The sequence below is a fragment of the Spirosoma sp. 48-14 genome (genome assembly GCF_001898575.1).
Taxonomy (GTDB): Bacteria; Bacteroidota; Bacteroidia; order Cytophagales; family Spirosomataceae; genus Spirosoma.
This window is the reverse complement of the sequence record NZ_MKUD01000086.1, coordinates 267,470-292,789: the sequence shown is the minus strand read 5'-3', so window position 1 is coordinate 292,789 and position 25,320 is coordinate 267,470. Positions and strand designations below refer to the sequence as shown.

Here is a 25,320-nt window from a genome sequence, read left to right as displayed (position 1 = left end):
GTCTGTTCGCCCGCGATTGTATCACAGACGAACGGCAGCCATTTTTACATATAGGCTTCGTCGCGGCCGAATCGCAGTTTGATCACGTGCAGCGAGTTGAGTAGTTTCAGTAGTGGATAAGCGGGATCGAACTCATGCCAACGGAAACCCCCGAAGTTGGCCCGGCCACCATATTTATGATGATTATTATGATACGATTCGCCCATCATCAGGAAATCGAAGGGAAGTAGATTTTTGGCCGTATCGTTTACCTCAAAATTAGTGTACCCGTAGCGGTGTGCATACCAGTTGATGATAGCACCATGAACCGGCCCCATCAGAAAATGAAACGGCAGCAGCAGGAAAAACCAGGGCGAAGGCGCAAACTGGATATAAAACAACGTGTATGCCGTTCCCCAGGCTAGCCGAACAGGCCAGCGATCGCCAAACCACTCCATCCATGGCCAGTTGGGAACGCCTTTCTTAAACTTCGCCGGAATGTGGTCGCGATTATTCAGAATGTCATTATAGTAAATCCGGGTCTTCCACATCATGTCGAACAGGTTTTTGGAAAACTCCGGTGAATGGGGGTCCTGCTCGGTATCAGCGTGTGCGTGGTGTAGGCGGTGCATAATACCATACGCGCGAGGACTTAGAAACGACGACCCCTGAGCCACAAACGTCACGACGTAGAAAAACTTCTCCCACCCTTTACTCATCGTAAACATTTGGTGGGCAGCATAGCGGTGAAGAAAAAAGGTTTGCATCAGTACCGACAGGTACCAGTGCGTCAGAAAGAAAGCGAGGATGATCATAAAAGAGAAATTGATGGTCATTCGAGGTACTTCACAGGCACATTACGGTGCTGTCAGATTAAAGAATCTGACAGCACATGCACCCGTTTTAGAAGAAGATAGCTACGAATGAGCGCAAAGTTGCCCCTCGCCACCTCCCCTCTACCTGACGCTCGTCAACTTATTATCTGACGTTTGTCAGGTCATTGCCTGACCGGGCCAAAATCAGTCTCCTGCCTGACGAAACTCATGATTCGTACGGGCAAACCGTCTCAATTTTGAACCAGCAAAATCGAGACGGTGATGAGCATTATCTTCTTCATGATTGGTGTCAGCCTGATGATGGCACTGGGTTTTCTGGGGGCCTTTTTCTGGTCGATGCGGACTGGGCAGCAGGATGATCTGTACACCCCCTCGATTCGGATGCTTCTGGAAGACGACGCACCGGATACTGCTGAACCTCAATCACACGCAAAGTAACCCCTATCTCGTTCATTATGAATGTTTCGATTAATCAACCTGCCGCTGATGCTGCTTCCAGCCTGGTTAAGCCCGGCAAGGTGTCCATTGGGCAGCAGCCACCCGGCGGTGAGACGCTGGTGGAGCGTTTTGCCTACGACAACAAAATTGTCCGTGACTTTGCCGTAGCGTCGATCATCTGGGGCATCATCGGGATGCTCGTCGGTGTTATTGCCGCCACCCAATTATTTGCACCAGCCGCCAACCTGGGCAATCAGTATACTACCTTCGGCCGGATTCGTCCGTTGCATACCAATGCAGTCATTTTCGCGTTTGTCGGTAATGCCATTTTCATGGGTGTGTATTACTCGCTCCAGCGGCTCTGTAAAACCCGGATGTTCAGCGATGTACTGAGCAAAATCCACTTCTGGGGCTGGCAATTAATTATTCTGTCGGCCGTAGCTACGTTGCCACTGGGTCTTACCAGTTCCAAAGAATATGCCGAGCTGGAATGGCCCATCGACATTGCGATTACGCTGATCTGGGTGGTTTTTGGCATCAACATGTTTGGCACGATCGTTAAACGTCGCGAACGGCACCTGTACGTAGCTATCTGGTTCTACATCGCCACCTTCGTAACGGTAGCTGTACTGCACATCGTCAATTCGATGGAGATGCCGGTGAGCTTCCTGAAAAGCTATTCGATGTATGCGGGTGTGCAGGATGCGCTGGTTCAGTGGTGGTACGGCCATAATGCCGTGGCTTTCTTCCTGACCACACCGTACCTGGGCATGATGTACTACTTCCTGCCTAAGATGGCCAACCGTCCGGTGTATTCGTACCGACTATCGATTCTACACTTCTGGGCCTTGATATTCCTGTACATCTGGGCAGGCCCTCACCACCTGTTGTATAGTTCTCTACCCGACTGGGCGCAATCGCTCGGAACCGTTTTCTCGATTATGCTGATTGCTCCATCGTGGGGCGGTATGATCAACGGTCTGCTGACCCTACGCGGTGCCTGGGATAAAGTTCGGGAAGATACCCTTCTGAAATTCATGGTCGTTGGCCTGACGGCCTATGGTATGGCCACGCTGGAAGGGCCGCTACTCTCGCTCAAAAACGTTAATGCGATTGCGCACTTTACCGACTGGATCGTAGCGCACGTACACGTTGGGGCATTGGGTTGGAATGGTTTCCTGACCTTCGCTATGCTGTACTGGCTTATTCCGCGCATCTATCGCACACCATTATATTCGAAAAAACTGCTGAATTTCCACTTCTGGATCGGCACCCTGGGTATTCTGTTCTATGCCATCCCCATGTACATATCAGGCTTCACGCAGGGCATGATGTGGAAAGAGTTTACGGATGCCAGCGTATTGAAATACCCGACATTCCTCGAAACAACCCTGCAAATTCTGCCCATGCACATGATGCGGGCATTGGGTGGAACGCTGTACCTGCTGGGCGCTATTCTGATGGGCTATAACCTTTTCAAAACCATGGCCGCTGGAAAGCTGGTTGCCAACGAAGAAGCCGAAGCCTATGCACTGCCTGTCAGCTATAAACCAACCGGCAGCGAGACCTACTGGCACCGTTGGCTGGAACGCAAGCCTTTCCAGTTCCTGATTGCATCGCTGGTCGTTATCCTGATTGGTTCGCTCATTGAGCTTATCCCAACGTTCATGGTCAAATCGAACGTGCCAACCATTGCTTCTGTACAGCCTTATACCGCACTCGAAGTACAGGGTCGCGACCTCTTCATCCGTGAAGGCTGTGTAAGCTGTCACAGTCAGTTGGTCCGGCCGTTCCGTTCCGAAACCGAGCGTTACGGCGAATACTCGAAAGCTGGCGAATTCGTGTACGATCACCCATTCCTGTGGGGTAGCAAACGGACCGGCCCCGACCTTCATCGCGAAGGCGGCAAATATCCCGACTCCTGGCACTACCACCACATGAACGACCCAACCTCAATGTCGCCTGGGTCTGTGATGCCTGCCTATCCGTGGCTGATCACGCAGCAGCTCGATATTTCGAACACATCAGCGAAACTGCGAGCCCTGAACAAGATTGGTGTTCCTTACGATGACCTCGCTATTGCCCAGGCCAACGAAGATCTGACCAAACAGGCAACCGACGTTAGTGGTCGGCTGGCCAAAGAAGGGATCAATGTAAAACCCGACCGCGAAATCGTAGCCCTCATTGCCTACCTGCAACGGCTGGGAACGGACATTAAGAAAATGGAAACCGCACAGAAATAAGTAGTGGGGGCGAGGAGTTAGGAGCGAGAATAGCCCTAGTAGAAATAGGCTCATGTCAGCCCTCCTCACTCCTCGCTCCTACCTACTAACTCCTTCAAAAAGCCATGTTCAAGCAATTTATTTCAGCCATACCTGGGGCAGACGTCTATATGATCGGTTCGTTCCTGACGTTTTTCGCCTTTTTCCTGCTGGTCGGATTGTACCTGTTGCTCGCCGACAAACGCCATATGCAGCAAATGAGTAACCTGCCCCTCGACGAATCCAGCGAGGTTTAATCGATCTATTTTATGAATCTTCTCGTAACAACTTTGTTTGACCCGACAACTGGCAAATCGATCTGGGATCTAAGCTCCGGCGAAGACCTGCTGTGGGTAATGGTGATGATCTTTGTGACCGTTGCCACCGGATTACTATTAGTCATTACGCTTTATCTAGCTTACATTCTGCGTCAGGCACTGGAACTAAAATCGAACCCTGGAGCCAAACCCGCTGACAATCGGACCGCCTGGCAAAAGTGGGCCGGTTTGCACACGCTGAGCACCGAAAAAGACCTGATGCTGGAACATGCCTACGATGGTATCGCCGAACTCGACAACCCTACTCCTCCGTGGTTTATGGGTCTGTTCTACCTGACCATCGCTTTCGGCGCTATTTACCTGCTCATTTTCCACGTGATTGGTACGGGGAATGTAATGGAGCAGGAATACAATCAGGAAGTAACCGTTGCTGAAAAACAACGTGAAGCGTATGTGAAACTGGTAGCGGGCAAAATCAATGAGAACACCGTTACAAAAATCACAGAAGCGAAGGGGTTAGAGGCCGGTAAAACACTATTCAACCAATATTGTACGGCATGCCATGGTCAGAATGGCGAAGGCAAAGTTGGTCCGAACCTCACAGATGAATACTGGCTACATGGCGGCTCGGTGAAAGAAGTATTTCACACGGTTACCGAAGGCGTGCCTGACAAAGGCATGATCTCCTGGAAAAAGCAACTCAACCCCCTTCAGATTCAGCAGGTTTCCAGCTATATACTCTCCATACAGGGCACTAAGCCCGCAGGCGCCAAAGAACCACAGGGCGAGAAAGTAGCGATAAATTAAGTATGACTATTGCACAGAGATACACAAAGAACCACAGAGTCACACAGAGAAACAATAGATAGTTCTGTGAATCTCTTTAACCTCTCTGTATCTCTGTGTAATAACTCCCAACAACGAAACCAATGAACGCAACACTCAACGCTCCTCCTGAAAAGAAACCCAACCCTACGTTTGGTAAGCGGGAATGGCTCTATCCTCGTGTGGTAAAAGGGAGGTACTATCGCTGGCGGAATGTCGTATCGTGGGTGCTACTGGCTGCCCTGTTTTCCGGGCCCTTTTTGAGTCATGATGGCCAGCCGCTGTTCCTATTCAACATTCTGGAGCGGAAATTCAACTTCTTCGGTGTTACCTTCTGGCCCCAGGATTTTTACCTGGTAGCCATTGGTATGCTGGCCTTTATTGTCTTTATCGTTCTGTTTACAACGATTTATGGACGCGTATTCTGTGGCTGGGCCTGTCCACAAACCATTTTCATGGAAATGGTTTTCCGGCGCATCGAAATCTGGATCGAAGGCGATCAGAACGCCCGCAAACGTCTGGATGCTGCTCCCTGGACTACCGAAAAAATCCTTAAAAAGTCGGCTAAGTACAGTCTCTTTTTCCTGCTTTCGTTCGCTATCAGCAATACCTTTCTGGCGTATATCATTGGCAAAGATGCTTTACTGACCATCATAACCGACAATCCGGCGAACCATCTGGCCGGGCTGACAGCCATTCTGGTGTTCACGGGGGTTTTCTACACCGTTTATGCCCACGTGCGCGAATACGTATGCACGACTATTTGTCCCTACGGCCGTCTGCAAAGCGTAATGCTGGACAAAAATTCGGTACTCATCACGTATGACGAAGTCCGGGGCGAGCCAAGAGGAAAAATCGAGCGTAGCACTCAGAAAAAAGGTACAACCGCTACACTCGACCACCGGGATACGTTCAGCCCGCTGCCCCTCGCCCCTAGTGCCCAGCCCAAAGGCGATTGCATCGACTGTAAACTGTGCGTACAGGTTTGCCCGACGGGTATCGACATTCGGAATGGCAATCAGATGGAATGTGTGAACTGTACCTTGTGCATCGATGCCTGCGATGACATAATGGATAAAATTGGTCGTCCACGCGGCCTTATCCGGTACGATTCGCTCGAAGGTGTTCGGACACAGAAACCCTGGCGTATAACCACTCGTATGGTAGCGTATAGCGTTATTCTGGTTTTACTCATGAGTGTATGGGGCTTTTTGCTGGTAAGCCGCAGCGATCTCGACACCACCGTTCTGCGGGCGCCGGGCCAATTATTTCAACGCGAACCGGGGGGCATGATTTCCGATCTGTATCTGGTCGAACTAGTCAACAAAACGCACAAAGACAAGCCTGTTTCGTTCCGGGTGGCTTATCCGGGAGCCAAACTACGGATGGTACAACCGATCACAAAAGCACCTGCCGATGAGCTGACAAAGGGTATGTTTTTCATCCTATTACCCGAGAAATCGATCCATCAGAACAGTACCAAACTCGTTATCGAAGTTGTATCCGATGGCGAAGTCGTCGATAAAATAAACACAACATTTTTAGGACCTGTCCAATGAGCGAAAGAGTGAATGAGTGAAAGAGCGAATGCTGACGCACGTTATTTTTTACTCAACCCATTCGCTCTTTCACTCATTCACTCTTTCGCTCATTAAATCTATGAACTGGGGTAAATCAATCGTTCTTGTATTTGTACTCTTTGCAGGTTTTATCGGTACGATGGTGTACCAGATGAGCCGCGAGCATGTCGACCTGGTTAGTGATAACTATTACCAGAATGAGCTTGACTATCAGCGGCAAATCGATCGGGAGAAAAATGCCCGGCAAAACACGACTGCTGTCATCACCAATCAGCCCGACCAGCAGCAGGTGGTTTGTGAACTGCCCAAAACCCTGCAAAATGGTCAGATTGTTTTTTACCGCCCTGGTAATCGGAAGCAGGATTTTAAGGTAACGATTCCAGCCAGCCATGAGGCCCAGCAGGTGATTTCAACGGCTGCTCTGGCCCGTGGGCGCTGGCGCGTACAGTTCACGTGGTCGGATGGCACCCGCGAGTATTATCAGGAAAGTCAATTCGATTTATAAGCTATGTCGCCCTGGCTCGCTACCGCTTTTGTTACGGGTCTGATCAGCAGCCTGCACTGCGTAGGTATGTGCGGACCATTGGTAGCAGCTCTACCCGTTGGCCGAATTCCAAAAAATGCCCGCTGGAAAGCTGTTGGTCTGTATCATTTGGGGCGTGTAGCTACCTACGGCATATTAGGCGCATTAGCCGGTACAATGAGCCTGGGGTTACACCTGATGGGCTGGCAACGTCCGCTAGCCGTTATTAGTGGCCTTATCCTGTTGATTAGTTTTTTCTGGCGAAAAGGATTACCCGCCCGGCTACGCTGGCCCTGGCTCGACAACCAGATTACCCGCACGTTTCGCCAGCATATGCAACAGCCCGGCTGGATAGGCTTCGGGCTGTTGGGTATCCTGAATGGTCTGCTCCCCTGCGGATTTACCTATCTGGCCCTGGCCGGTACATTGGCCACCAATACCCCTCAGGCCGGAGCTTCCTATATGCTCCTGTTCGGCCTGGGAACGCTACCCGCACTGCTGGGTGTCAATCTGATGACAGGCTGGTTGTCGATACTTGGCCGCCAATACCTGAACCGCGCCCTTTCTCTGGCGACTGTTGTTGTTGCTCTATTACTGATCGGTCGTGGTCTGGCACATTATCAACTCCCGGTCCGCGTTCAGGACGCCATACCGATGTGCCACAGCCTGTTAGCGAAGTAGTGGATAGTTAGGATTGGTTCAGTGCCTGTCTCTGTCTTCTTGAGTTATCAAGTAGACAGCACAGCATAATCAATCGGGCCAGCATATCGCCAAAGTTCGAAACCCTGCTGAAGCAATACACAGCCTGGAAAGCTCGTAAAGCCAAAACTCCGAACAACTTCAGGATGCGTGGATTCGTCGATGCACATAATCTGTATACCCGGCTTGACAAGCGACCGAAGCTTCGCCAGCAACCAGTCTATATCCAGGCGTTGTGAATTACTGGCCGATGTACAGACCAGTAAGATAGGCTGCTGTGGCAAAACCGGAAATACAGACGACGTGAGTGCCATGGTATAAAGGCAATTTGTAGCTGTAAAATTGGCATTTCCTTCCCGCAAAATTCTTGAGACAGGTCAAGCCCGAAGCAGACTTTCGTCACTCAGTCCAGCCAATAGTCTGACAAAAATCCTGTCGCCATTCCTTCTTCGGCCACAAACCGAAGTTCCCTGAAAGCCAGCCTGTCGGCTGACCAGAATCAGCCCTGTGCCTAACGCTACTCATACTTCAGCGTAACCAACTCGCCTAATTTTGACAGGAATACTTGGTAGGATTACGCAATGAAAAAAGCTCTTTTGCTCACGGATGGGTCGGTCGATATGGCCTTGTCGTTCAATCGCTGGTTGGAAACACAGTCAGAACCCATTGACCTGACGGTGGTTTATGCGTTTGATTTCAACAAGAATGCCGATCAGCCACTGAAAGCTTCCCTATTTCGGGAAGCCAAACAAACCGCCAATGAACAGTTGAACCGTTGGGTAGGCCTTTTGTCAAAAAGCGGGTTGGGCGCGTTTCGTACCGAAATTTTACTGGGTGAACCTGAGCTGGTCTTAACCATTCATTTACTACTTCGCCGATATGATTATTTACTGATCGATCTCAGCCAGGAAGACGCTTTATCAACATACAGGACGTGCCAGCGCCAAATCAATACGCAACTACGCTGCCTGAGTCTCCGCCAAAATACTGACTGCCTTGTAGAACAAACGCCGGAATTTGACTATGCCTTTGCTAGCTAGAGTCCGTACCTCCACCCGTAACATTGATTTTTTATAGTGAGATAAGTTGAGTTTAGTGTTTGCGTTGCCATTTAACCAGCCTGACCAATTCGGGCTGGTTACTTTTTTAATAGGAATTAAATATCGTATCCGGTCTAGGTAACTCTCTCAGAGATACACCCTACGAAAACGGTATAGCTACTTTTGCACGATTACTTCATTGGTGGAATTACTGAATCATCAACCGTGTTGTCCCCCCGCTAATTGAGCAAATTATCTAGATTTACTAACCTGGACGATGATCCGAAGCAACAAATTACGGTCCACACGGTTTAGTACTTCTGACGCTTATACCGATTTTTAAGTGGCTACCATTCGAAATCTCTACACTTCCAGTAACCTATTCCGACAACTGGGCTATTCAGCTCTGCTGATCGGGTTTGCCCAGTTGGGTATGGCTCAATCCAGCAAAGTCTGGCCATTGCAGCCCGGCATTTATTTTCCTCAGGCGCCAGTACCCGGCAAATGGCGCAAGTCAGTTGGGGTTGTCTTTACCACCACGCCCCCCGAACTAACGGAAGAAATCCGGGTCAGTGTGCCTGCCATTGACTTTAACCTGCAGCGGGGGCTGTCGAAAAATTTCTATCTGACCGGCCGCTTTCAAACTCAGTTCGTACAGAGTAACATTGGCGTGGGCTTTCGGTGGGTCAAACCGTTTACCAACCGACTGTTTATGTCGGCCGGCTACGACATAACTGGCTGGCTGGGTGCCTTACAAATCAAGGATGTGTTCAGCAGCCAGGCCTTTGGTGTCGAAACGTTTCCGAATGTATCGGTGGGTTATAAACTCACCCGCGATCTTCGGTTTACGTTCCGAACCGAAGCTATCGTAGACCTCTACTATCGGTCGCAGGTGGGTTCGCTGGCGGTCGTATATAACCGCCGGGAGGTAAATGGAGTAGCCTTTACGTTTATGCTCGAACAGCCCTTTTATCACCAGCGCCATGTGTCGGTGGGCGTTCGGGGAGCCTATTCCAATTTCAACTGGCAACTTTGGTCGCTATTCGACACGTTTGACCGAAACCTGTTTTACCCTCAACTTATTTTTGGATTTATATTATGAAACCGGTCATCTATAGTCTGCTGGGTTTGCTTCTGGTAGCCTCTCTGAGTTGCCGGAAAACGTACGAAGCTCTGGTCCCTTATGATTTTACCAATTTGCCTGGTTCAGGTCAGTTTGGAACGGCTGTTCGGGCAGTTACGAACGGCGTGTATACCGTTTCGAACGGGGCCAGCGAATTTGGCGATCAGGTAGCCCTGAAATGGACGTATCTACACAATGGGGCCGACACCAGTTACTACCTGTCGGTTTTTACGGGTAAAGATGCCGCGTATTTTAACCTTGAAGGCACGTCACAAACAGATAGCCTGGTGCTGGGTGGTTACTGGCGTAAACTGGTGAACGATCAAATCGGCCTGGCTCAGTTAACGCTCCGGGTCAAGCATCAGGGCAAACTCCAGCTTTATAAAGGCCAGCTGGCGCCCGGCGATACCATGGTCATCGACGGGCTGTACGGCGATAAAAACAGTAAACTCAGTCATCCGATTACCTTAACCTATAATCGACCGCTTAATTCTCGGCCGTTTTCCATTATGGCGCACCGCAGTGGAGGACGTACATCAGATTTGCTACCTGCATCTGAAAATTCGGTCGAAATCATCAAACTGGCGTCCAGGCTAGGCGCTACCGGCATTGAAGTCGATGTTCGCTATACGAAAGATGGTGTCCCGATTCTGTACCACGACAACACACTTAATCTGCGGCTCATCCAGAAAAATGGCCTGATGGGGCCAGTCGAAGACTACACGTATCAGCAATTAAGCACGTTTGTGCGGCTCATCAACGGTGAAAAAATACCAACGCTGGAAGAAGCCCTGGAAACGGTTGTGAACAACACAGCGCTGAACTTTGTCTGGCTCGATACCAAATACATTGGCCCGATGGACAAAGTGCAGGCTATTCAGCAAAAGTACCGCCAGAAAGCACTTCAGGCTGGGCGTGACTTGCGCATCATTATTGGATTGCCCAGTACTGAAGCAGTGGATTCGTACAAAGCCCTGGCTAACAAAGAAAATACCCCAATCCTGTGCGAACTAGACACCGCGCTCACCCGTAGTCTTGGAGCACGAATTTGGGCTCCTCGCTGGACACTCGGCCCACAAACCGCCGAAGTACAGGCTATGAAAGCAGCCGGACTGACGGTCTTTGTCTGGACCCTCGATGAACCTGAATTTATCCGGGAGTTTATCGGTCAGAATCAGTTCGACGGTATCCTTTCCAACTATTCGCCTGTTGTTGCCTTTTATCACTATACTGAACAGCCGTGAGCATGATCTATCGTCGTTTACAGACAACAAGCTGGGTGGTTTTGCTACTATTACTAAGTCTGGCTGTTCAGGCCCAGCGGCCCTCGTCGGCCCGTCGGCAGCGTCGGCTACAGGCTATTGAAGCCGATACACTTACCGATACACGACGTGGCCCTTACACCGTGGTTGTAACAGCAGGAGGAGGGTTGTCGTATTATTCAACGCACCTTGGTGTACCGGCTGCCATTGAGCAGACGCGCCTGAGCCGATTTGGTACACCATCCTCCCTCCGGGTAATGTGGTACCCCGATCATCGGCTTCGGGTAGGGCTCGAAACGGGCTGGACAACGATGTATAGTTACCGAGGGCAGGTAGCGGGCGAGAATACGCACGTGTATGTGTCGGCCGTTCCGATTCTGGTCGTGTTTTCGATGCCATTGGGGTGGCTTACGGGTACCGATCGGAGCATAGCGCGTCGGATGGCGATAACCGCCGGAACGGGTTTATATGTTAATCATTCCCGGCTCGATTATCTGGGTACGGTCATGACTAATACGAATAGTTTAGGCTGGATGGCGGCCGCTTCATACACTTATCCGATTGGCCGTCGTTTTCGGATAGCAGGAGAGCTGAAATGGTTCGATGCCGTAGCCGTCGAGAACGCGGCCTTCACCGCCGAGTTGCAGTTGGTTTGGCGGGCATTCTCCTGGTAAAATGCATGAATAGTTATGGAAACGGATACGAGTAAACGGGATATTTTATTTCTGAGCGATACACAGGCGCCTATGTGGGTCGAACGCCTGGTATTGCGCACACACCAGAACAAAAAAGCTACGCAGGTAATTTTCAACGAAATCCTGCGTATTCAACCGGCCGTTCTCTATTGGCTGGGCGACATTGTTTCGCTGGGTTATCGGAATAGCAAGTGGCGGATCATCGATCAGTTTCTGCTAAAATGTACGGAAGTTCAAACAGCCGTTTATGCCATCATGGGTAACCACGATGTGATGGGCCGCCCCCGGAAAGGTGCCCGAAATTTTCAGCAGCGCTTTCCCGACCATATTCATACAGGCTATGTGAAAGTAACCGATTCCATTGCCGTCATTATGCTGAACTCTAATTTCAGTATCCTGTCGATAGCGGATCTGGTTACCCAACAGACATGGTATCAGCAAACACTGGAGGAACTGGACAACGACCCATCAATTAAAGTCGTTATTGTGACCTGTCACCACGCTCCCTACTCCAACAGCAAACTGGTAGGTTCATCCAAGCTGGTTCAGCAACGGTTTGTGCCACCTTACCTCCGTTCCCAAAAAGCAAAACTGTTTATTACCGGACATTCGCACGCGTTCGAACGGTATGAGTTCGACGGAAAAACATTCCTGGTGATCGGCGGTGGCGGGGGGTTGCGTCAGCCTCTCAATACATCGCCAAGCCGCCTGCCCGATATAGCCGCCGATTACAAACCTTTGTTCCACTACCTGGCTGTTCGTCGCGAAGGGGAGGGTTTGTCCCTCACGTCTTACTGCCTGAACAAAGATTTTTCTGGCTTTTCGGAAGGTTATCACTTCGAAATTCCAGCCGAAACGCCTTCCATCTCGTCCTGATTTACTGCTCCTCTACAGTTCCTACACCCAGTTCAGAGAAGAGCTTTTGCCAGTACTGCGTAACAGCCGGGTTATTCTCCTTTACGGATGCGTTCGGTTCGAAAGGCAGGATCATTGTGATTTCCGGACTACCCAGCGTGTACTTTTTAAGCTGCTCGGCATCGGCTTTTGCCCATTCATCGGCCTGGGCGTTGTCTTTGGGCGGGGTAACCTGAAAATCTCGTCGGTTTGCACCTTTTACGCTCTCGATCATGTCGCTGAGGTAATACACTTTCACCGTAGCGCCCGATTCATTGGCTTTAGCAATAACAGGTAGGCTGGCCCAGATGTCCGTTTCCTGGTTCGATGAACCAACATTTTGCGCTACCAACTGCTGGAGCACCCGCTGCCGGATTTGCGCTTTTTCGCGCGTGAGCGACAGGTTGAACTCTGTTTCAGCCGCTTCACGATCAGTCGGGCTAGCCGCCGATACATCTTCCATTTCGGACCGAACGGTTATATTCAATGCACGAGCTTTGGATGTATTTTCATGGATAAAATACACGTCCAGCTTATCGCCCTTCTGCCGGATGTTCTGTTCAATGATGTCGGTTAGCGCTTGCTGGTATTTCTGACCTACAAACGCTTTATCGATGTTCACGCTGCGGGTTTTATCCAGAAAAATCAGCGTATAAATTGGCTCTTCGGTCGTTGTTTTAGGCTTATCGCCATCGCCAGAGCAGGCCGTTAGCCATACGATGAATAAGCAAAAAGTGATAATACGATTCATGGTGTTCGTGAACTTAGGCATAGCTTTACCCAGCCGGATTAATCCAACTGAATAGGTGTTTAGTGTAAAAGCTCCTTCCGTAATGTACTGTCGGCCGGGGCCTTATGATTCCAGTAATCCGTTTGAACTGTCTTCTGTAAAACGGCTCTGGAGGTCAGAAGGTTATCTTTGGTATCGTAGGTTTCCTCCCAACCAACGATTTTATGGGGGAAATCACGCTCAAAAATAATGATCAGCGTCCGGTCGTCGGTAGGGTATTCGATTGTGTACGATTTGAGGTAGTTACCCGGAAACAATACCCCTTCGTAATTGGCCAGCGTTGCTTTGGCCGGTAACACGCGAATGGGTTTACGCCGAAGTCGGGCGGTCATGGTTCCGGCAATCAGTCGGGTTTCGCCCGTGGGCAATTTGTCAGGATTGATACGAATCTGATTCCAGAGTTCATCTTCAAGCATGACTTTATCGAGTGGGTAGGCGTCATCGACCTCTTTTTCCAGAAACGACTTCCCGATCACCTGATAGGCATTGTCGCGGTAGTTAATCTGCTGGTAGTAATGGCCATCCCACTCCTGCCCTGCCATGCTGACTTTCAACGTATTCGGGAACAGTACAGGCCGACCACCGCTTTTCTCGACTGGTGTAAAGACCGAGGTCGACAGCGAATACTCGTAGAGACCTGTGGCAAACCTTTTGAACAGGCTGGTTTTCAGTACCGGAATCCCCCCTGCCGGTTGGTCGGCTTTTACCTGTTTAGCTGGCAGGAAATTCTCTGTCTGGAAAATCAGCGTAGCCTCGCCTGTATGCAGCGCCCCACTTTTGGCCTGTTGAAGCCGATAGCTGTTCAGCTCCGCTTTATTGGCAAACCAGTAGTTCGAGAAAACAGTGGGGGCAGTTTCGGCTGGTTTTGCTTTCGTATCGGGCTCCTTCTGAAAGATCGTCGCTTTCATAATAAAGGCAAATGCCACAGCAAGCACCAGCACAATGAGCAGAAAATTAGTAATGATGAATTGGCGCATACGATAGGCAAGTGAACACAGATAGAACGCAGATTTTTATGATTGGTATGATTCATCATGATCTGTGTAAACCATAAAAATCTGCGTTCTATCCGTCTGTGCAAAAATCCGGCAGATTCGCTTATCTTACAACTGTTTATCAAAAACGATTTGTCCGTATGATACAACCGTATACACGACTCCTCTTTGTACTTAACTTTTCACTCTTCATTTTTCACGCCCTGTTTGGTCAGGTTGAAAAAGCCCCGGCCCGCCATGAGGGCGAAGGGCCGTTTGGCAAACTGATCGTTCGAGGGGTAACGCTGATTAATAGCACGGGGGCTCCCCCTATTGGTCCTGTCGATATTGTGGTCGAAAAAAACCGGATTACGCAGATCAAACAGGTGGGTTACCCTGGCGTACCCATCGATCCGAAGAACCGCCCCAAAGCTGACCCTGGCGATAAAGAACTAAACTGCGAAGGCATGTACCTGATGCCGGGCTTTATAGATATGCACGGGCACATTGGTGGGCAGGCACAGGGAGCCAATGCCGAATACGTGTTCAAACTCTGGCTGGGGCACGGCATTACCACCATCCGCGACCCATCGTGCGGTAATGGACTGGATTGGGTACTGGAACACAGGGCGAAAAGTGAACGAAACGAAATTACCGCTCCCCGCATCAAGGCATACACCGTATTTGGGCAGGGCGCGAAAGACCCAATCACTACGCCCGAACAAGCCCGCGCCTGGGTGCAGCAAAATGCCAAACGCGGGGCCGATGGCATTAAATTTTTCGGTGCCGAACCGGCTATTTTTCGGGCAGCGCTGGAAGAAAACAAAAAGCTCGGCCTACGGTCAGCCTGTCACCACGCCCAACTCGAAGTAGCTCGCATGAACGCCCTGGCGACTGCCAAAGCGGGTTTGACCTCATTGGAACATTGGTATGGACTGCCTGAAGCCCTCTTTGACGATAAGACCGTGCAGAACTACCCGGCCAACTACAATTACAACAATGAGCAAAATCGGTTTGAGGAAGCGGGTAATCTGTGGCAACAGGCCGCTAAGCCCGGCAGCGAACGCTGGAATAAGGTCATGGATGAATTGATTGCGCTCGACTTTACCCTCGACCCCACCTTCAACATCTACGAAGCCAACCGCGAACTGATGCTGGCCCGACGCGCCGAATGGCACGACGATTACACCATGCCCAGCCTATGGCGATTCTACGGGCCCAGCCGGATTTCGCACGGGTCATACTGGCATTCGTGGGGTACTGAGCAGGAAGTAGCCTGGAAGAAAAACTACCAGCTCTGGATGGAATTTATCAATGAATATAAAAATCGGGGAGGCCGCGTAACCACGGGTTCTGACTCGGGCTTCATTTATCAACTTTATGGCTTTGCCTACATCCGCGAACTCGAACTCCTGCGCGAAGCCGGTTTCCATCCGCTCGAAGTAATCCGGGCGGCTACGCTGAAAGGGGCCGAAGCCCTCGGTATGGCCGATCAGATTGGCTCCGTTGAAGTAGGCAAACTGGCTGATTTTGTAATTATTGATCAAAACCCACTGGCTAACCTGAAAGTGCTCTATGGAACGGGGGCCATTCACTTGAACGACAAAAACGAGGTAGAGCGCGTGGGGGGCGTTACCTACACAGTGAAAGACGGTGTGGTTTACGACGCTAAAAAATTACTGGCCGATGTTCGGAAGATGGTTGCCGATGCCAAGCAGAAGGAAAATTTCGAAATCACTCAGCCAGGCTTTCCAGCTAAACCCGGCAAAGTTTCGGGTGGAAAAAACTAAGAGCGGTTATTCGCTACAACGAACCTCCAGAGCTTCTATCTGGAGGTTCGTTCATTTTTATAAATCGCGCATATAGTTCATGTGTTACCCTTTGGCATAGTGAATATCATCGAGTACGACCCGTTTCAAGTGTCGGGCCGATCGAACTAATTCAGCTCCCTTTTTACCAGCTACCAAGTTGGTATCTCTTACGAAGCTATGGCTGAACTGTGGCAATAAAGCCCGTTGGACGGCACGCAAAAAACGTAAATAAGCGGCAGGCTTTAGCAAAAAATCGACAACCACATCCAAATCATAACAGGCAACAGCCTGCTCAGCATGATCAGCCAGCACAATAACCGGCGGAGCATTAACCAGGCTTTCAAGCAGCTGAATCCCTGTTATATCAGGCAAATCCAGATCCAATACGATTAAATCGACAGGGTAATCTGTCAGTAACTGGAAGGCTTCCATCGCTGTTGAGCACACAATCGGTGGATCAAAAAGCGTAGTCTGTGTTAAGTAAGTGGTTAATTGATTTGCAATCACAAGATCGCTCTCAACAAGCAAGCAAGAAGGCATACAATTATAACGTTAAGAGGAAAGCATTTTTTATCTTTTTCTGTATAAATATCGGGCCAAAGTACTCAATAACATACATTAAATTACCCAAAAAGCGCATAACCTACATACAACAATATACTATTATATAGTATTTAGTACATTTATCACCTTATTAGCGGCCTTAGTTTCCAACCATACGAGTCTTTACTCTTTTCATTTATACAGTAAAGTTACCGTATAATTAAAACCAGCCCACCCCTAAGCAGAATAGCCACTATGCACTGATTAACAACGGATTATTAAACTCATGCTAATCTCTTAATTATAGAAACATTTCCATATTTCTACAAAGGGTGACTATAGCCTAACCGAATACCCAATCAATCAGACTCCGCAAAAATAGCTCATTGAAACCAAAAAGACAACAGAAGTGACATATCAGCCCGCATTTAACTTATCTAGCCCATAACACGGCAACAATTGGCGACCAACACCAAGGACCTATGTTACCTTTTTGCACTGACAAATACTTAATCGTAAGTCAATATGAATCACAGACAGCCACCTATCTAGGTACTAATGTTCGGCACACGTGGATAAACTTATAATCTCGGAGCCGTAGGCTTGCTGGGCTTATCCCATGTATTAGCCGCTTTACTATTCAGTTTACGGCTGTATACCTTATTACCGCATGCTACGTAGAGCCTACCAAAATCGGCGCCCCCAAAACAAAGGCTGGATACGTTTCCAGCCGGGATTGGCAGGATAGCATTGACCCGGCCCGCCTGATCACATACCTGTATACCCAGACGAGTAGCCACATAGAGCCGCCCATCCCGATCGGTTTTAAGACCGTCTGCTCCCGCATTATCGGCCGTATCGGGTGAGTGAAGCCAGTAATATTTCTGTTTATTAGCCAGGGTACCATCTGCCCGGATCGAATAACTGTAGACCCAGTGCGAATCAGAATCGGATACGTATAAAAGCGTTTGATCGGGCGATAGCGTAATCCCACTCGCCGAAAATTGATCGGTATCGACCACAAGTTTTTTGCCCGACGGTGGAATCAGCCACACCTGACTACCGCCTTTGGCATCAGTACGCTTACTGGTAACGTAGGTATTGCCATTGCTGGCTACCACCAGATCATAGCCAGTCAGCCCTTCGGCCACAACCGACGCCTTTCCGTCAGGTGTATAGGCGGTTATGCCAGAACCTGCATTCGCAGTGGCATACATCCGCTGATCGGGGCCGAATGCCTGACGATGGCCTCCTTTACGCTTGCTACCAACCTGACTCAGTTTATCATCAAGACCTATTTTCCATAGCGCCCCCGTTGGTCCATCACTAAAAAACACTTCGCCCTGAGCATTGGCGCAAAGCCCATCAGCGAAGCGATAGTTTTCGCCAACCAGTTGCCAGCCTTCATTGGGCACTAAAATATCAGTAAGCATCTGATTTTTTGACGTACCTGCTTTGATGGGCTCGGGCCACCCTTTCCACAGATAGCGCATGGCATCGGGAAAAATCGCCGTTCCGTGTTTGCCACTATGAGCCCCCTCGCCCCAGATGTGCTGCACATCGTAGCCCGCAAACGTCAGGGCACGCTCCATCGTCTGGTTGGCCATCCACCAGTCGCCACCGTAAATGTTAAGATCGTTGGTGCCATCCTGTAGAAAAATGCGCAGCGGTTTGGGTTCAACCTTCCGGATTAAGGTATGGTAGTGATCGGCCCCGCGTAAACCAACATACGTACCAATCGTGCTAAATACCCGGCTAAATGCATCAGGGCGCTCCCAGGCAGCCGTAAACGCACAAACGGCCCCACTACTTGAGCCACCGATGGCACGATCATTCCCGTTATGAGACAGACGAATAGCTCGTCCATCTGAGGCCTTTTTGGTTTCAACCTCGGGCAGAAGCTCGTCTAGCAGGAAGCGGGCATAGTTATCCCCTAACCCATCATATTCAAAACTCCGGTTGAAGCGATCCAGAGCTACATCGGAATTAGCTGCTCTCACACGCCCGTGCATCACGAACACGCCAATCGTGACGGGCATTTCCTTTTTATGAATCAGATTATCAAAAACGGCGGGGGCCTGCCACTGAATGCCGTCCTGATTTATATACACACAGGCGGGTTGAGAAGGCTTATATTGCGCAGGTATGTATACCCAATACTCGCGCCATGTGCCAGGAAAAACCTTGGACGACTCGAATGTGAATTTAAGCACTTCGCCTTTGGGAACTCCCTCCTGAGGCTGCGCATCAGGGTGAACAGGATACGATTCCGTTGCCTGGGCCAACAGGATCAACGGAAAAAAGAAGAAAAGGCAAAGCAGAGATAAGGTTTTCATAGGAAATAAACCAGGCATTGCAAACGACGTACGTCTTGCCCAGAACTACCAAAGCCTTCACATAGAATGATTTACTTGAGCCTACTCTAACCCATAGTGAGCCGCTTTACAGAAGCTCAAACAAGAGCATCACTTCACCCCCAAGCTCAATCTGGTCGCCACTTTGTAGAGGGTAACTCATGCCTGAAATATCGGCCCGTTCGATGGTATCGTTCGGGTGAATGATCTTCGTTTTATTTCCCCCGGAAGGCAGCCCACCTGGATCGACCAGCAGTGCATAACGTTTTTGAATCATATCAAAGCGAATTGTCGCATGCGCCCGACTAACGGCCCCATTGCCAGCGCCTTTTTGGGGGTCAAATCCTGGATCGTCGTCATTCAATATAACAATATCATTGGTTCGGACCCGCCCCGATGCCGTTTGGGTTGTATGCCCACGGCCAATGCAGAACGTGGTCTGCTGGGTTGAATCAAGTATGTATTCCGCTTGCTCCATCTGCCCCACCAGAGCAACTACTCTCGCCCGAAGAGTGGCGCTTTCGGGCTTCGCGCGATCGACAACGACCAAACCCAGATTGCCTTCCCGATATGTAGTGTCGGGCAATTGGTCCATAAAAAAGGCGAATTCGAACTGCCAGTTTTTAGGAAGCGTAATGTAATGATCGGCCAGTTGACGAGCCAATTCAGCCTGAAACTTTCCCGGTTGGTTCGCCCACAGAACGACCCGGTATAAGTCTTCGTCCTCAGTATCTGTGCATAAAACAGCCAATCGCAAGCCTACAGGAGCGGTGTCGGGCTCATTCTGATAGGCCCGAAGTTTACCGATTATAAACCGCATAACCTGCTCCCGTAACAGAGCTGCTGGTGGAGGCCCCGCTGGTACTGCTTTTAACGGGCCAGGATTTGGCTGTCCAGCCTCAGCAGGGACATTAGAAGCCACTGTAGTCGGTTGCTGCTCAGCTGGGGTAAACCCAAATAAATTTTTGACTTTTTCTATCAGGCTCATAATGAATTGGTGTAACGCGGCTGGAAACCCGTGCAGCCGTAGACCAGGTTGTATGGCTATTTACAGGTTGCGGCTTTCCACCCGCATTACGTTAAAAACTTCCCAAATAGTTACGCTCTTTTAAAATAGGAGCCACTACGGTATTCGCTAAACTGACGGCATCGGCTGAAGATTGTCCTAATTCGATCCGTACTGCCACAACTGTGTTCGAGCGTCCGTCAGGCGTGGGAGCAAAAAACACATACCAGCCATCGTTGACCTGTACGCCCTGCACAACCCGTTCGGGCGTGCCTGTTTTACCCGCTACCCGCGCGATACTTATCTTACTACGTCCCGACGGTGGGTTTGATTGCTCAATCATGAATTCTTTTAATTGTTCGGCATAACCAGGCTGTCGGGCTACGGGCTTGCCGCTGGTTATTGGCTCGGTTTTTCCGGCCCGGTCCAGTACATAGCGCGAAGGCTGTAAAACACCGTTGTTGGCAATAGCTCCGGCCATGCGAGCCATTGATGCGGGCGTTGCAGTCAACTGTCCCTGCCCCCAGGCCAGCCCAGAAAACTCACTTCGGTAACGTCTTGGATATTGCGTACTCTGATACAACTTCCGACGTACGACAAACGATGAATCCCGCCAATGCTGGCGTATCTGAACCCGTTCCGCATCGGTATGGGTATCCAAAAAGGAGTAGCCACCAACCAGATCGACGTTCATCCCTGTGGCTAAATAGAGATCAGCCAGTTCAGTATCCAGCGCGTTGTCATTCGCGGTTCGGATAAAATAGACGTTGCTCGACCGAACGATTGCCTTCCGCATATCCACCAGTTCTCCACAGGGTTCCGATTCCCGCGCCCCGCGTCGAATAATTTCCTCGCACGAAATCGGATAGCGAATAGCCGAGGCCGATGATCCCAGTTTGTTAAAGGCGGCCATGGCAGTCAGGATTTTAGCTGTTGAACCGGGAGCTGTCGGATAGGTCATGCCCAAATCCCGTTCGGTGACCAGATACGTGAGTTTCAGCCGATCCCGATCCGACAACAGCAGCACATCGGGTGTTTTCAGGGCGGGTAGCGGATGAACTGCCGATGCCAGTACATCGCCCGAACCAGCGTCCAGTACCACCACTGACAGGCGTTTGTCTTTATAGTCCGACTGCGCCAGTCCCTGTTGTAGTGCCACCTGCAATCCTGCGTTGATACTCAGATGAATGTCGCGATTTTTTGCTTTGCGATCGGCCACTTCCCGGCTATCGATCCCTGCCCGTAAAGCTGGGGCTAGTTCGCTGTAGTCATAAACGGTTAGTGTCCGCGCCTGTTGAACGACTGGACTAAAGCGGTCGGCCCTGTAATCGGTCGTAACCAGCGTTGTTTTTCGAGGACGGCTGTTGAAACCCCGTAACTCGCTGAAGTGGGTTGCTTCGGCATAATATCCATTACTTTGCCCCCAGAAGAGTTGCGTATTTAAATCCCCCGTCCAGAAAAACAGGTGCTCTCCAAAGGGGTAATACCGCTGCTGCCGTTTTTGTATGAGCGTTTGAAGCTGATCGGTTTTCAGGCCGATCTGCCGAAGCCGGGCCAGTTGTTGGGTAACCCGTTCGGGCGAGCTGGTTGCCAGCACCAACCCATTCCGGTCGTAGACAGTACCCGCAGCCAGTACGCGGGTTAACCGCTCGATTCGGGGATTGTAACTATACACAGGATCACCGTTGCGGGTAACGACACGGGCGGGCCGCACAATATACTCGTTACCCCGCCAGCCTATGATGGGCAACAGGCGACCAATCAGCACCAGCACACCCAGCAGAAAACCAGCAATACCCGCCATCAGGACGACATCATAGTGTTTCTCCAGGTATTGGCGCTGTTCAGACTGCCCCGGTCTAGTTGCCACACTAAACACAACCCCCATAGCTATCAAATTGATAATGAGCGATATTTTGCCGTAGCTTATAAAAGGCACACTGATACCCGTTAAAGGCAGTAAGCCAATGGAACCGCCCGCAATGATCAAAAACTGAACGCCCGTTGCCAGCGCGATACCCGCCACCAGGAAAAAGCTAAACGGCTGACCAGCCCGCCGGGCGTGTAGCAAGATCCGGTGCACTAGAATACCCATCAGCAGAAAAACAGCCACTACGCCCAATCCACCCAGTTCTTCGCCCACACTGGGGAGTATCATATCCGTATGAGCGGCTGGCATGGCACTGGCAAATCCTTTTCCTAAGCCTTGCCCCGTCCAGCCGCCGGATGCCAAGGCCCAGAAACTGTGCGCCAGATGGTCGCCCCCATAAACATCATTATCCCAGGGACTTAGCCACATAGCTTTTCGATCGGCCAGACGGTTCCCAACAAACGGCAACTGATCGCCAAAGGCAAACATGGCCATTACGAGTAAAAGTAGTATCGGCGCTTCGGCCAACAATGCGGCCCAGCCAAGTCCGGTTTGGGAACGGGCATCGCCCCGCCAGTACATATACCCGATCAGCCCAACAAAACTGAGTATAGTAGCCAGCCAACCGGGCAATAACCAGAGTGCCAACCCATACCCTAGCCCCGTTGCCAGCGTGAGGGGCAGATTTCCCCTGGCGATACTATAAAATAACAGGAACGTAAAGCAAACGACCAGGGCGGGGCCCATATCGCCCAGCAACAGGTAGAGCAGCATCAGTGCTCCTGCGCCAGCCAGAGCGCCGAAACTTACCCCAAATCGCCAGCGCAGATCGGGCAATTGTCGAATCTGCTGCTCATGGGCAGCAAAGAAACCCGCAAAAAAGAGCAACAGCAGGTATTTGGTGATTTCGCTGGGTTGAAACGTCAGCCCCAGTATAGACAGATTTACCCGTACACCGCTCCCTTCCGGTCCCGAACCAACCAGTAAAGTCAAGACTGCCAGACCGACAGCAAGTACCAGCCAGGTCCAGCCAGAAAGCCGCACGGCATCCCGATTCCGAAAAGTAAACAGCCAGTCGTAGCGCCAATCTGCATACAAGCGACCAACAGGCAGTTGAGATACAATGGTCATACCCAGCAGTCCAGCCGCAACTCCCTGCACGGTTTGCCAGGCATACAGCATATCCTGCAACGGGTCCTGAATAGCTAGTAGCGTTACTACCGATATACCCGTCAGCAACATCAGAATGGCTAATAACAAAGGGTCGGGGTGGAAACGGCGGATGTCCCAGAAGCCCTGAACGAGCCAGAAAACCAGCAGGAACAGGCCAACAATTGCCCAGAATTGTAAGGTAAAAGCCGCTGGGGTTCGAACGGTGAAGGCATGATCTGTTTTAAGTTGCCCGTAAACGGTTGAGCCAATTAGCCGTAGTTGATGCCGACGTGCTGCAAATGTGAAGCTCTGGTCGCTCGTCAGATGGCTCGTTCCTCGCCGGCTTCCAAACTCAAAACCAGGCTTCAAAGGCACAACACTGTAGCCCGCACCGTTGGTCAAGCCCGTGAAGGAAAATCGGCCATCGGCATCCGTTCGGGCATAGATGAATCGGTCTGGAAGGGTATCGGGTTGGGCCGTGGCCGGATGTCGCTTTAACTGAACCAACACATCGGCCATTGGCTGTTCATCCCGAATAACCTGACCCGTTATCGCTTCCGTGCCGTTTCCTGCACTAACCGAAGCTGGGTAGGGTTTTGGGTTGTTTAGTTCGCGAACGTACAGAACTGAATCGAAGCCCATTTGCTGGCGGGACACCTGCAATCGGCTCTGGAAATCGACTCCGCCCATTCGCCCTCGCCACGCGACGGGTGCCAGTACCGAAAACTGCCGCTTATTTAAGGCCCCCAGATTTTCGGGCGACCCCTGTTGTCGAAGTTTAGCGACCAGCGAATCGGCAACCAGCGCCCGGTCTTTCGGATCACTGTAGTAATTACCCGTGTTGAGAAGTCGCTGGACAGACGCCGATTTCAGCCCGGAATGGAGCGTTAAGGCCCGACCACTGGCAAGAGCCCCCTTCGCCTGATTAAGCGTGGGAAGCAAGTTCATATACAACCGTCCAACTAGCAGTAGCAACATAACCGATACGCCCAGCAAATAGTAACGGCCAGAATGACCAGAGGATATATTCATAGTTTGGTAGTCATACCCTTTTTTGCCCTTTTCTTAATTGGCCGAGCAAGGTTGAAAGGTTATTCGTTAAACGCTGCGGCTGAGTCAACGACTACGTTCGATGAATCGGGTACGTTGGCGGGTGGTTCAGGCACTGTTTCTGGCGGAGTTTCTGTGTTGGTCGAATCAGTAATAGTCTCTATCGGGGACTCGGATGACGCTGATGTGGTATCACCTTCGACTACATCCGTATCCGATGAGTCCGTCGTCATGCGTGTTGAATCGGCTACGATATGGATTTTGGTTTTGGCATCGTCCAGATAATTTTTGTACAGCACCGCTAACCCAATGAGTAGGGTGACCATAAAAAAGATCAGTCCGTTCAGCCATCGGTTGGTACGGATATAGGGTTCCACATCAGCGACTGGTTCGACTGGTGCCACCGATTGGGACATCGGTACATGAGCAGCCATCGTACGCGACGGAACCGATGGTTGCTGAGCCGACAATCGGCTGGTCTGGGTCTGTTCAACCTGGGCCTGCTTCAGTAGGAATATAAGCTCGTTCACGTCATGCAGTCGTCTGGCTGGGCTTTTGGCCAGTATCCATTCCAGAATCGTATCCAGACTTGGGGGCACGTTTTGCCCGGATGGCAACCGCAACGCGGGGGGTGTTGAACGAAGCACTTCGCCCATAAACCGCGCAATGCCCGTACTATCCGTCATCGAAAAGGGGACTTTGCCCGACAGGCATTCATACAATACTACGCCCAGCGAATAGTAATCGGTAGCCTCATCGACACCCCGTGGATTATCGAACTGCTCCGGCGACGCATATTCGTAGGTCATCAACGATTGGCCCGTCATCGTTTGCGACTGTTCCCGCAGGCGGGCCACGCCAAAATCGGTCAGCAGAAAATGAATTTCCCCCGAAGGCAGCGAGCGAAAGAGGATATTTTCGGGTTTGATGTCGCGGTGAATAATACCGCGCGGATGAATCGCTTTAAAGGCTTCGGCCATTTGGAGCCCCAGACGAATGGTATTGGGTATGTCCAGATATCCCTGTTCGCCAAGCAGGGTGCGTAAGTTCCCGCCCTCAACCCATTCCATCACAATAAATGGCATAGGCATATCCAGCTGCACTTCGCGCACACGCACGACGTTTGGATGCTGGATGTCGGTCATCAACTGCGATTCGAGTCGAAACCGCCGGAGGGTATCGGCATCGGTATTGACGGTAAAGTGCTTAATCGCCACCAGATCGCCCGTTGCCAGATGACGCGCCTTCAGCACGCGGGCGTTCGATCGGCCTAGCTCGCCTATGATTTCGTAACCCGGAAAATGCGTATTGACACTGACAGTTGTTGGCATGGGTCA

Annotated in this window: 22 protein-coding genes; 13 read left to right on the top strand and 9 right to left on the bottom strand. The window is 50.7% G+C overall.

The annotated features are described in order from the left end of the window. Positions 1-44: 44 nt before the first annotated feature. On the bottom strand, positions 45-794 hold the full coding sequence (locus tag BGO59_RS34955; protein ID WP_293692104.1) for an acyl-CoA desaturase: 750 nt from the start codon (positions 792-794) through the stop codon (positions 45-47). A gap of 282 nt (positions 795-1,076) precedes the next feature. Here BGO59_RS34955 and ccoS point away from each other — a divergent pair, with 282 nt between their 5' ends. The 7 genes from ccoS (at position 1,077) to BGO59_RS34920 (ending at position 7,401) form a co-directional block, all read left to right on the top strand. Then, positions 1,077-1,253: a cbb3-type cytochrome oxidase assembly protein CcoS gene (gene ccoS / locus BGO59_RS34950; protein WP_020596265.1), complete on the top strand. Its 177-nt coding sequence runs from the start codon at positions 1,077-1,079 to the stop codon at positions 1,251-1,253. Positions 1,254-1,270: 17 nt separating this feature from the next. Beyond that, on the top strand, positions 1,271-3,496 hold the full coding sequence (ccoN, locus tag BGO59_RS34945) for a cytochrome-c oxidase, cbb3-type subunit I (protein ID WP_293692101.1): 2,226 nt from the start codon (positions 1,271-1,273) through the stop codon (positions 3,494-3,496). 104 nt (positions 3,497-3,600) lie between these two features. Further along, positions 3,601-3,771, top strand: coding sequence for a hypothetical protein (locus tag BGO59_RS34940; protein ID WP_170061224.1), 171 nt, complete (start codon positions 3,601-3,603; stop codon positions 3,769-3,771). A gap of 12 nt (positions 3,772-3,783) precedes the next feature. Continuing rightward, positions 3,784-4,599, top strand: a complete 816-nt coding sequence (locus BGO59_RS34935; protein WP_293692099.1) for a cbb3-type cytochrome c oxidase N-terminal domain-containing protein — start codon at positions 3,784-3,786, stop codon at positions 4,597-4,599. A 122-nt stretch (positions 4,600-4,721) separates the two neighbouring features. Next, complete coding sequence (ccoG, locus tag BGO59_RS34930) at positions 4,722-6,176, top strand: cytochrome c oxidase accessory protein CcoG (RefSeq protein ID WP_293692097.1); 1,455 nt, start codon at positions 4,722-4,724, stop codon at positions 6,174-6,176. A 28-nt stretch (positions 6,177-6,204) separates the two neighbouring features. After that, on the top strand, positions 6,205-6,702 hold the full coding sequence (locus BGO59_RS34925; RefSeq protein ID WP_293692096.1) for a FixH family protein: 498 nt from the start codon (positions 6,205-6,207) through the stop codon (positions 6,700-6,702). Between the two features lie 3 nt (positions 6,703-6,705). Then, positions 6,706-7,401, top strand: coding sequence for a sulfite exporter TauE/SafE family protein (locus tag BGO59_RS34920; protein WP_293692094.1), 696 nt, complete (start codon positions 6,706-6,708; stop codon positions 7,399-7,401). Between the two features lie 47 nt (positions 7,402-7,448). Here BGO59_RS34920 and BGO59_RS34915 read toward each other — a convergent pair whose 3' ends face one another. Next, a complete protein-coding gene (locus tag BGO59_RS34915; RefSeq protein ID WP_293692092.1) occupies positions 7,449-7,733 on the bottom strand; it encodes a thioredoxin in 285 nt (94 codons plus the stop codon). Positions 7,734-8,000: 267 nt separating this feature from the next. Here BGO59_RS34915 and BGO59_RS34910 point away from each other — a divergent pair, with 267 nt between their 5' ends. The 5 genes from BGO59_RS34910 to BGO59_RS34890 all read left to right on the top strand — a co-directional run bounded on the left by BGO59_RS34910 (position 8,001) and on the right by BGO59_RS34890 (position 12,415). Continuing rightward, a complete protein-coding gene (locus BGO59_RS34910) occupies positions 8,001-8,459 on the top strand; it encodes a hypothetical protein (protein ID WP_293692090.1) in 459 nt (152 codons plus the stop codon). Between the two features lie 343 nt (positions 8,460-8,802). Continuing rightward, the gene (locus tag BGO59_RS34905) at positions 8,803-9,561 is read left to right on the top strand and encodes a hypothetical protein (protein WP_293692088.1); all 759 of its coding nucleotides are present in this window, start codon (positions 8,803-8,805) and stop codon (positions 9,559-9,561) included. Then, on the top strand, positions 9,558-10,826 hold the full coding sequence (locus BGO59_RS34900; RefSeq protein ID WP_293692086.1) for a glycerophosphodiester phosphodiesterase family protein: 1,269 nt from the start codon (positions 9,558-9,560) through the stop codon (positions 10,824-10,826). The genes BGO59_RS34905 and BGO59_RS34900 overlap by 4 nt, the downstream gene beginning before the upstream one ends. Positions 10,827-10,828: 2 nt before the next feature. After that, the gene (locus BGO59_RS34895; RefSeq protein ID WP_293692084.1) at positions 10,829-11,518 is read left to right on the top strand and encodes a hypothetical protein; all 690 of its coding nucleotides are present in this window, start codon (positions 10,829-10,831) and stop codon (positions 11,516-11,518) included. A 15-nt stretch (positions 11,519-11,533) separates the two neighbouring features. Continuing rightward, positions 11,534-12,415, top strand: a complete 882-nt coding sequence (locus BGO59_RS34890) for a metallophosphoesterase family protein (RefSeq protein WP_293692083.1) — start codon at positions 11,534-11,536, stop codon at positions 12,413-12,415. Position 12,416: 1 nt separating this feature from the next. Here the strand turns inward: BGO59_RS34890 and BGO59_RS34885 are convergent, their stop codons facing one another. Both BGO59_RS34885 and BGO59_RS34880 read right to left on the bottom strand, forming a co-directional pair. Continuing rightward, positions 12,417-13,184, bottom strand: coding sequence for a hypothetical protein (locus tag BGO59_RS34885; RefSeq protein ID WP_293692081.1), 768 nt, complete (start codon positions 13,182-13,184; stop codon positions 12,417-12,419). Between the two features lie 59 nt (positions 13,185-13,243). Next, entirely contained in the window at positions 13,244-14,200 is a 957-nt protein-coding gene (locus BGO59_RS34880; RefSeq protein ID WP_293692079.1) for a hypothetical protein, read from the bottom strand. A gap of 158 nt (positions 14,201-14,358) precedes the next feature. On the opposite strand from BGO59_RS34880, the gene BGO59_RS34875 reads away from it, so the two are divergent. Continuing rightward, positions 14,359-15,987: an amidohydrolase family protein gene (locus BGO59_RS34875; RefSeq protein WP_293692077.1), complete on the top strand. Its 1,629-nt coding sequence runs from the start codon at positions 14,359-14,361 to the stop codon at positions 15,985-15,987. Between the two features lie 84 nt (positions 15,988-16,071). Here the strand turns inward: BGO59_RS34875 and BGO59_RS34870 are convergent, their stop codons facing one another. The 5 genes from BGO59_RS34870 to BGO59_RS34850 form a co-directional block, all read right to left on the bottom strand. Then, a complete protein-coding gene (locus tag BGO59_RS34870) occupies positions 16,072-16,548 on the bottom strand; it encodes a response regulator (RefSeq protein ID WP_293692075.1) in 477 nt (158 codons plus the stop codon). Between the two features lie 584 nt (positions 16,549-17,132). Continuing rightward, complete coding sequence (locus BGO59_RS34865) at positions 17,133-18,887, bottom strand: SMP-30/gluconolactonase/LRE family protein (protein ID WP_293692073.1); 1,755 nt, start codon at positions 18,885-18,887, stop codon at positions 17,133-17,135. Between the two features lie 106 nt (positions 18,888-18,993). After that, positions 18,994-19,893: an FHA domain-containing protein gene (locus tag BGO59_RS34860; RefSeq protein ID WP_293692072.1), complete on the bottom strand. Its 900-nt coding sequence runs from the start codon at positions 19,891-19,893 to the stop codon at positions 18,994-18,996. Between the two features lie 91 nt (positions 19,894-19,984). Further along, entirely contained in the window at positions 19,985-23,965 is a 3,981-nt protein-coding gene (locus tag BGO59_RS34855; protein WP_293692070.1) for an FtsW/RodA/SpoVE family cell cycle protein, read from the bottom strand. Positions 23,966-24,024: 59 nt separating this feature from the next. Continuing rightward, a complete protein-coding gene (locus tag BGO59_RS34850; protein ID WP_293692068.1) occupies positions 24,025-25,314 on the bottom strand; it encodes a serine/threonine-protein kinase in 1,290 nt (429 codons plus the stop codon). Positions 25,315-25,320 lie beyond the last annotated feature (6 nt).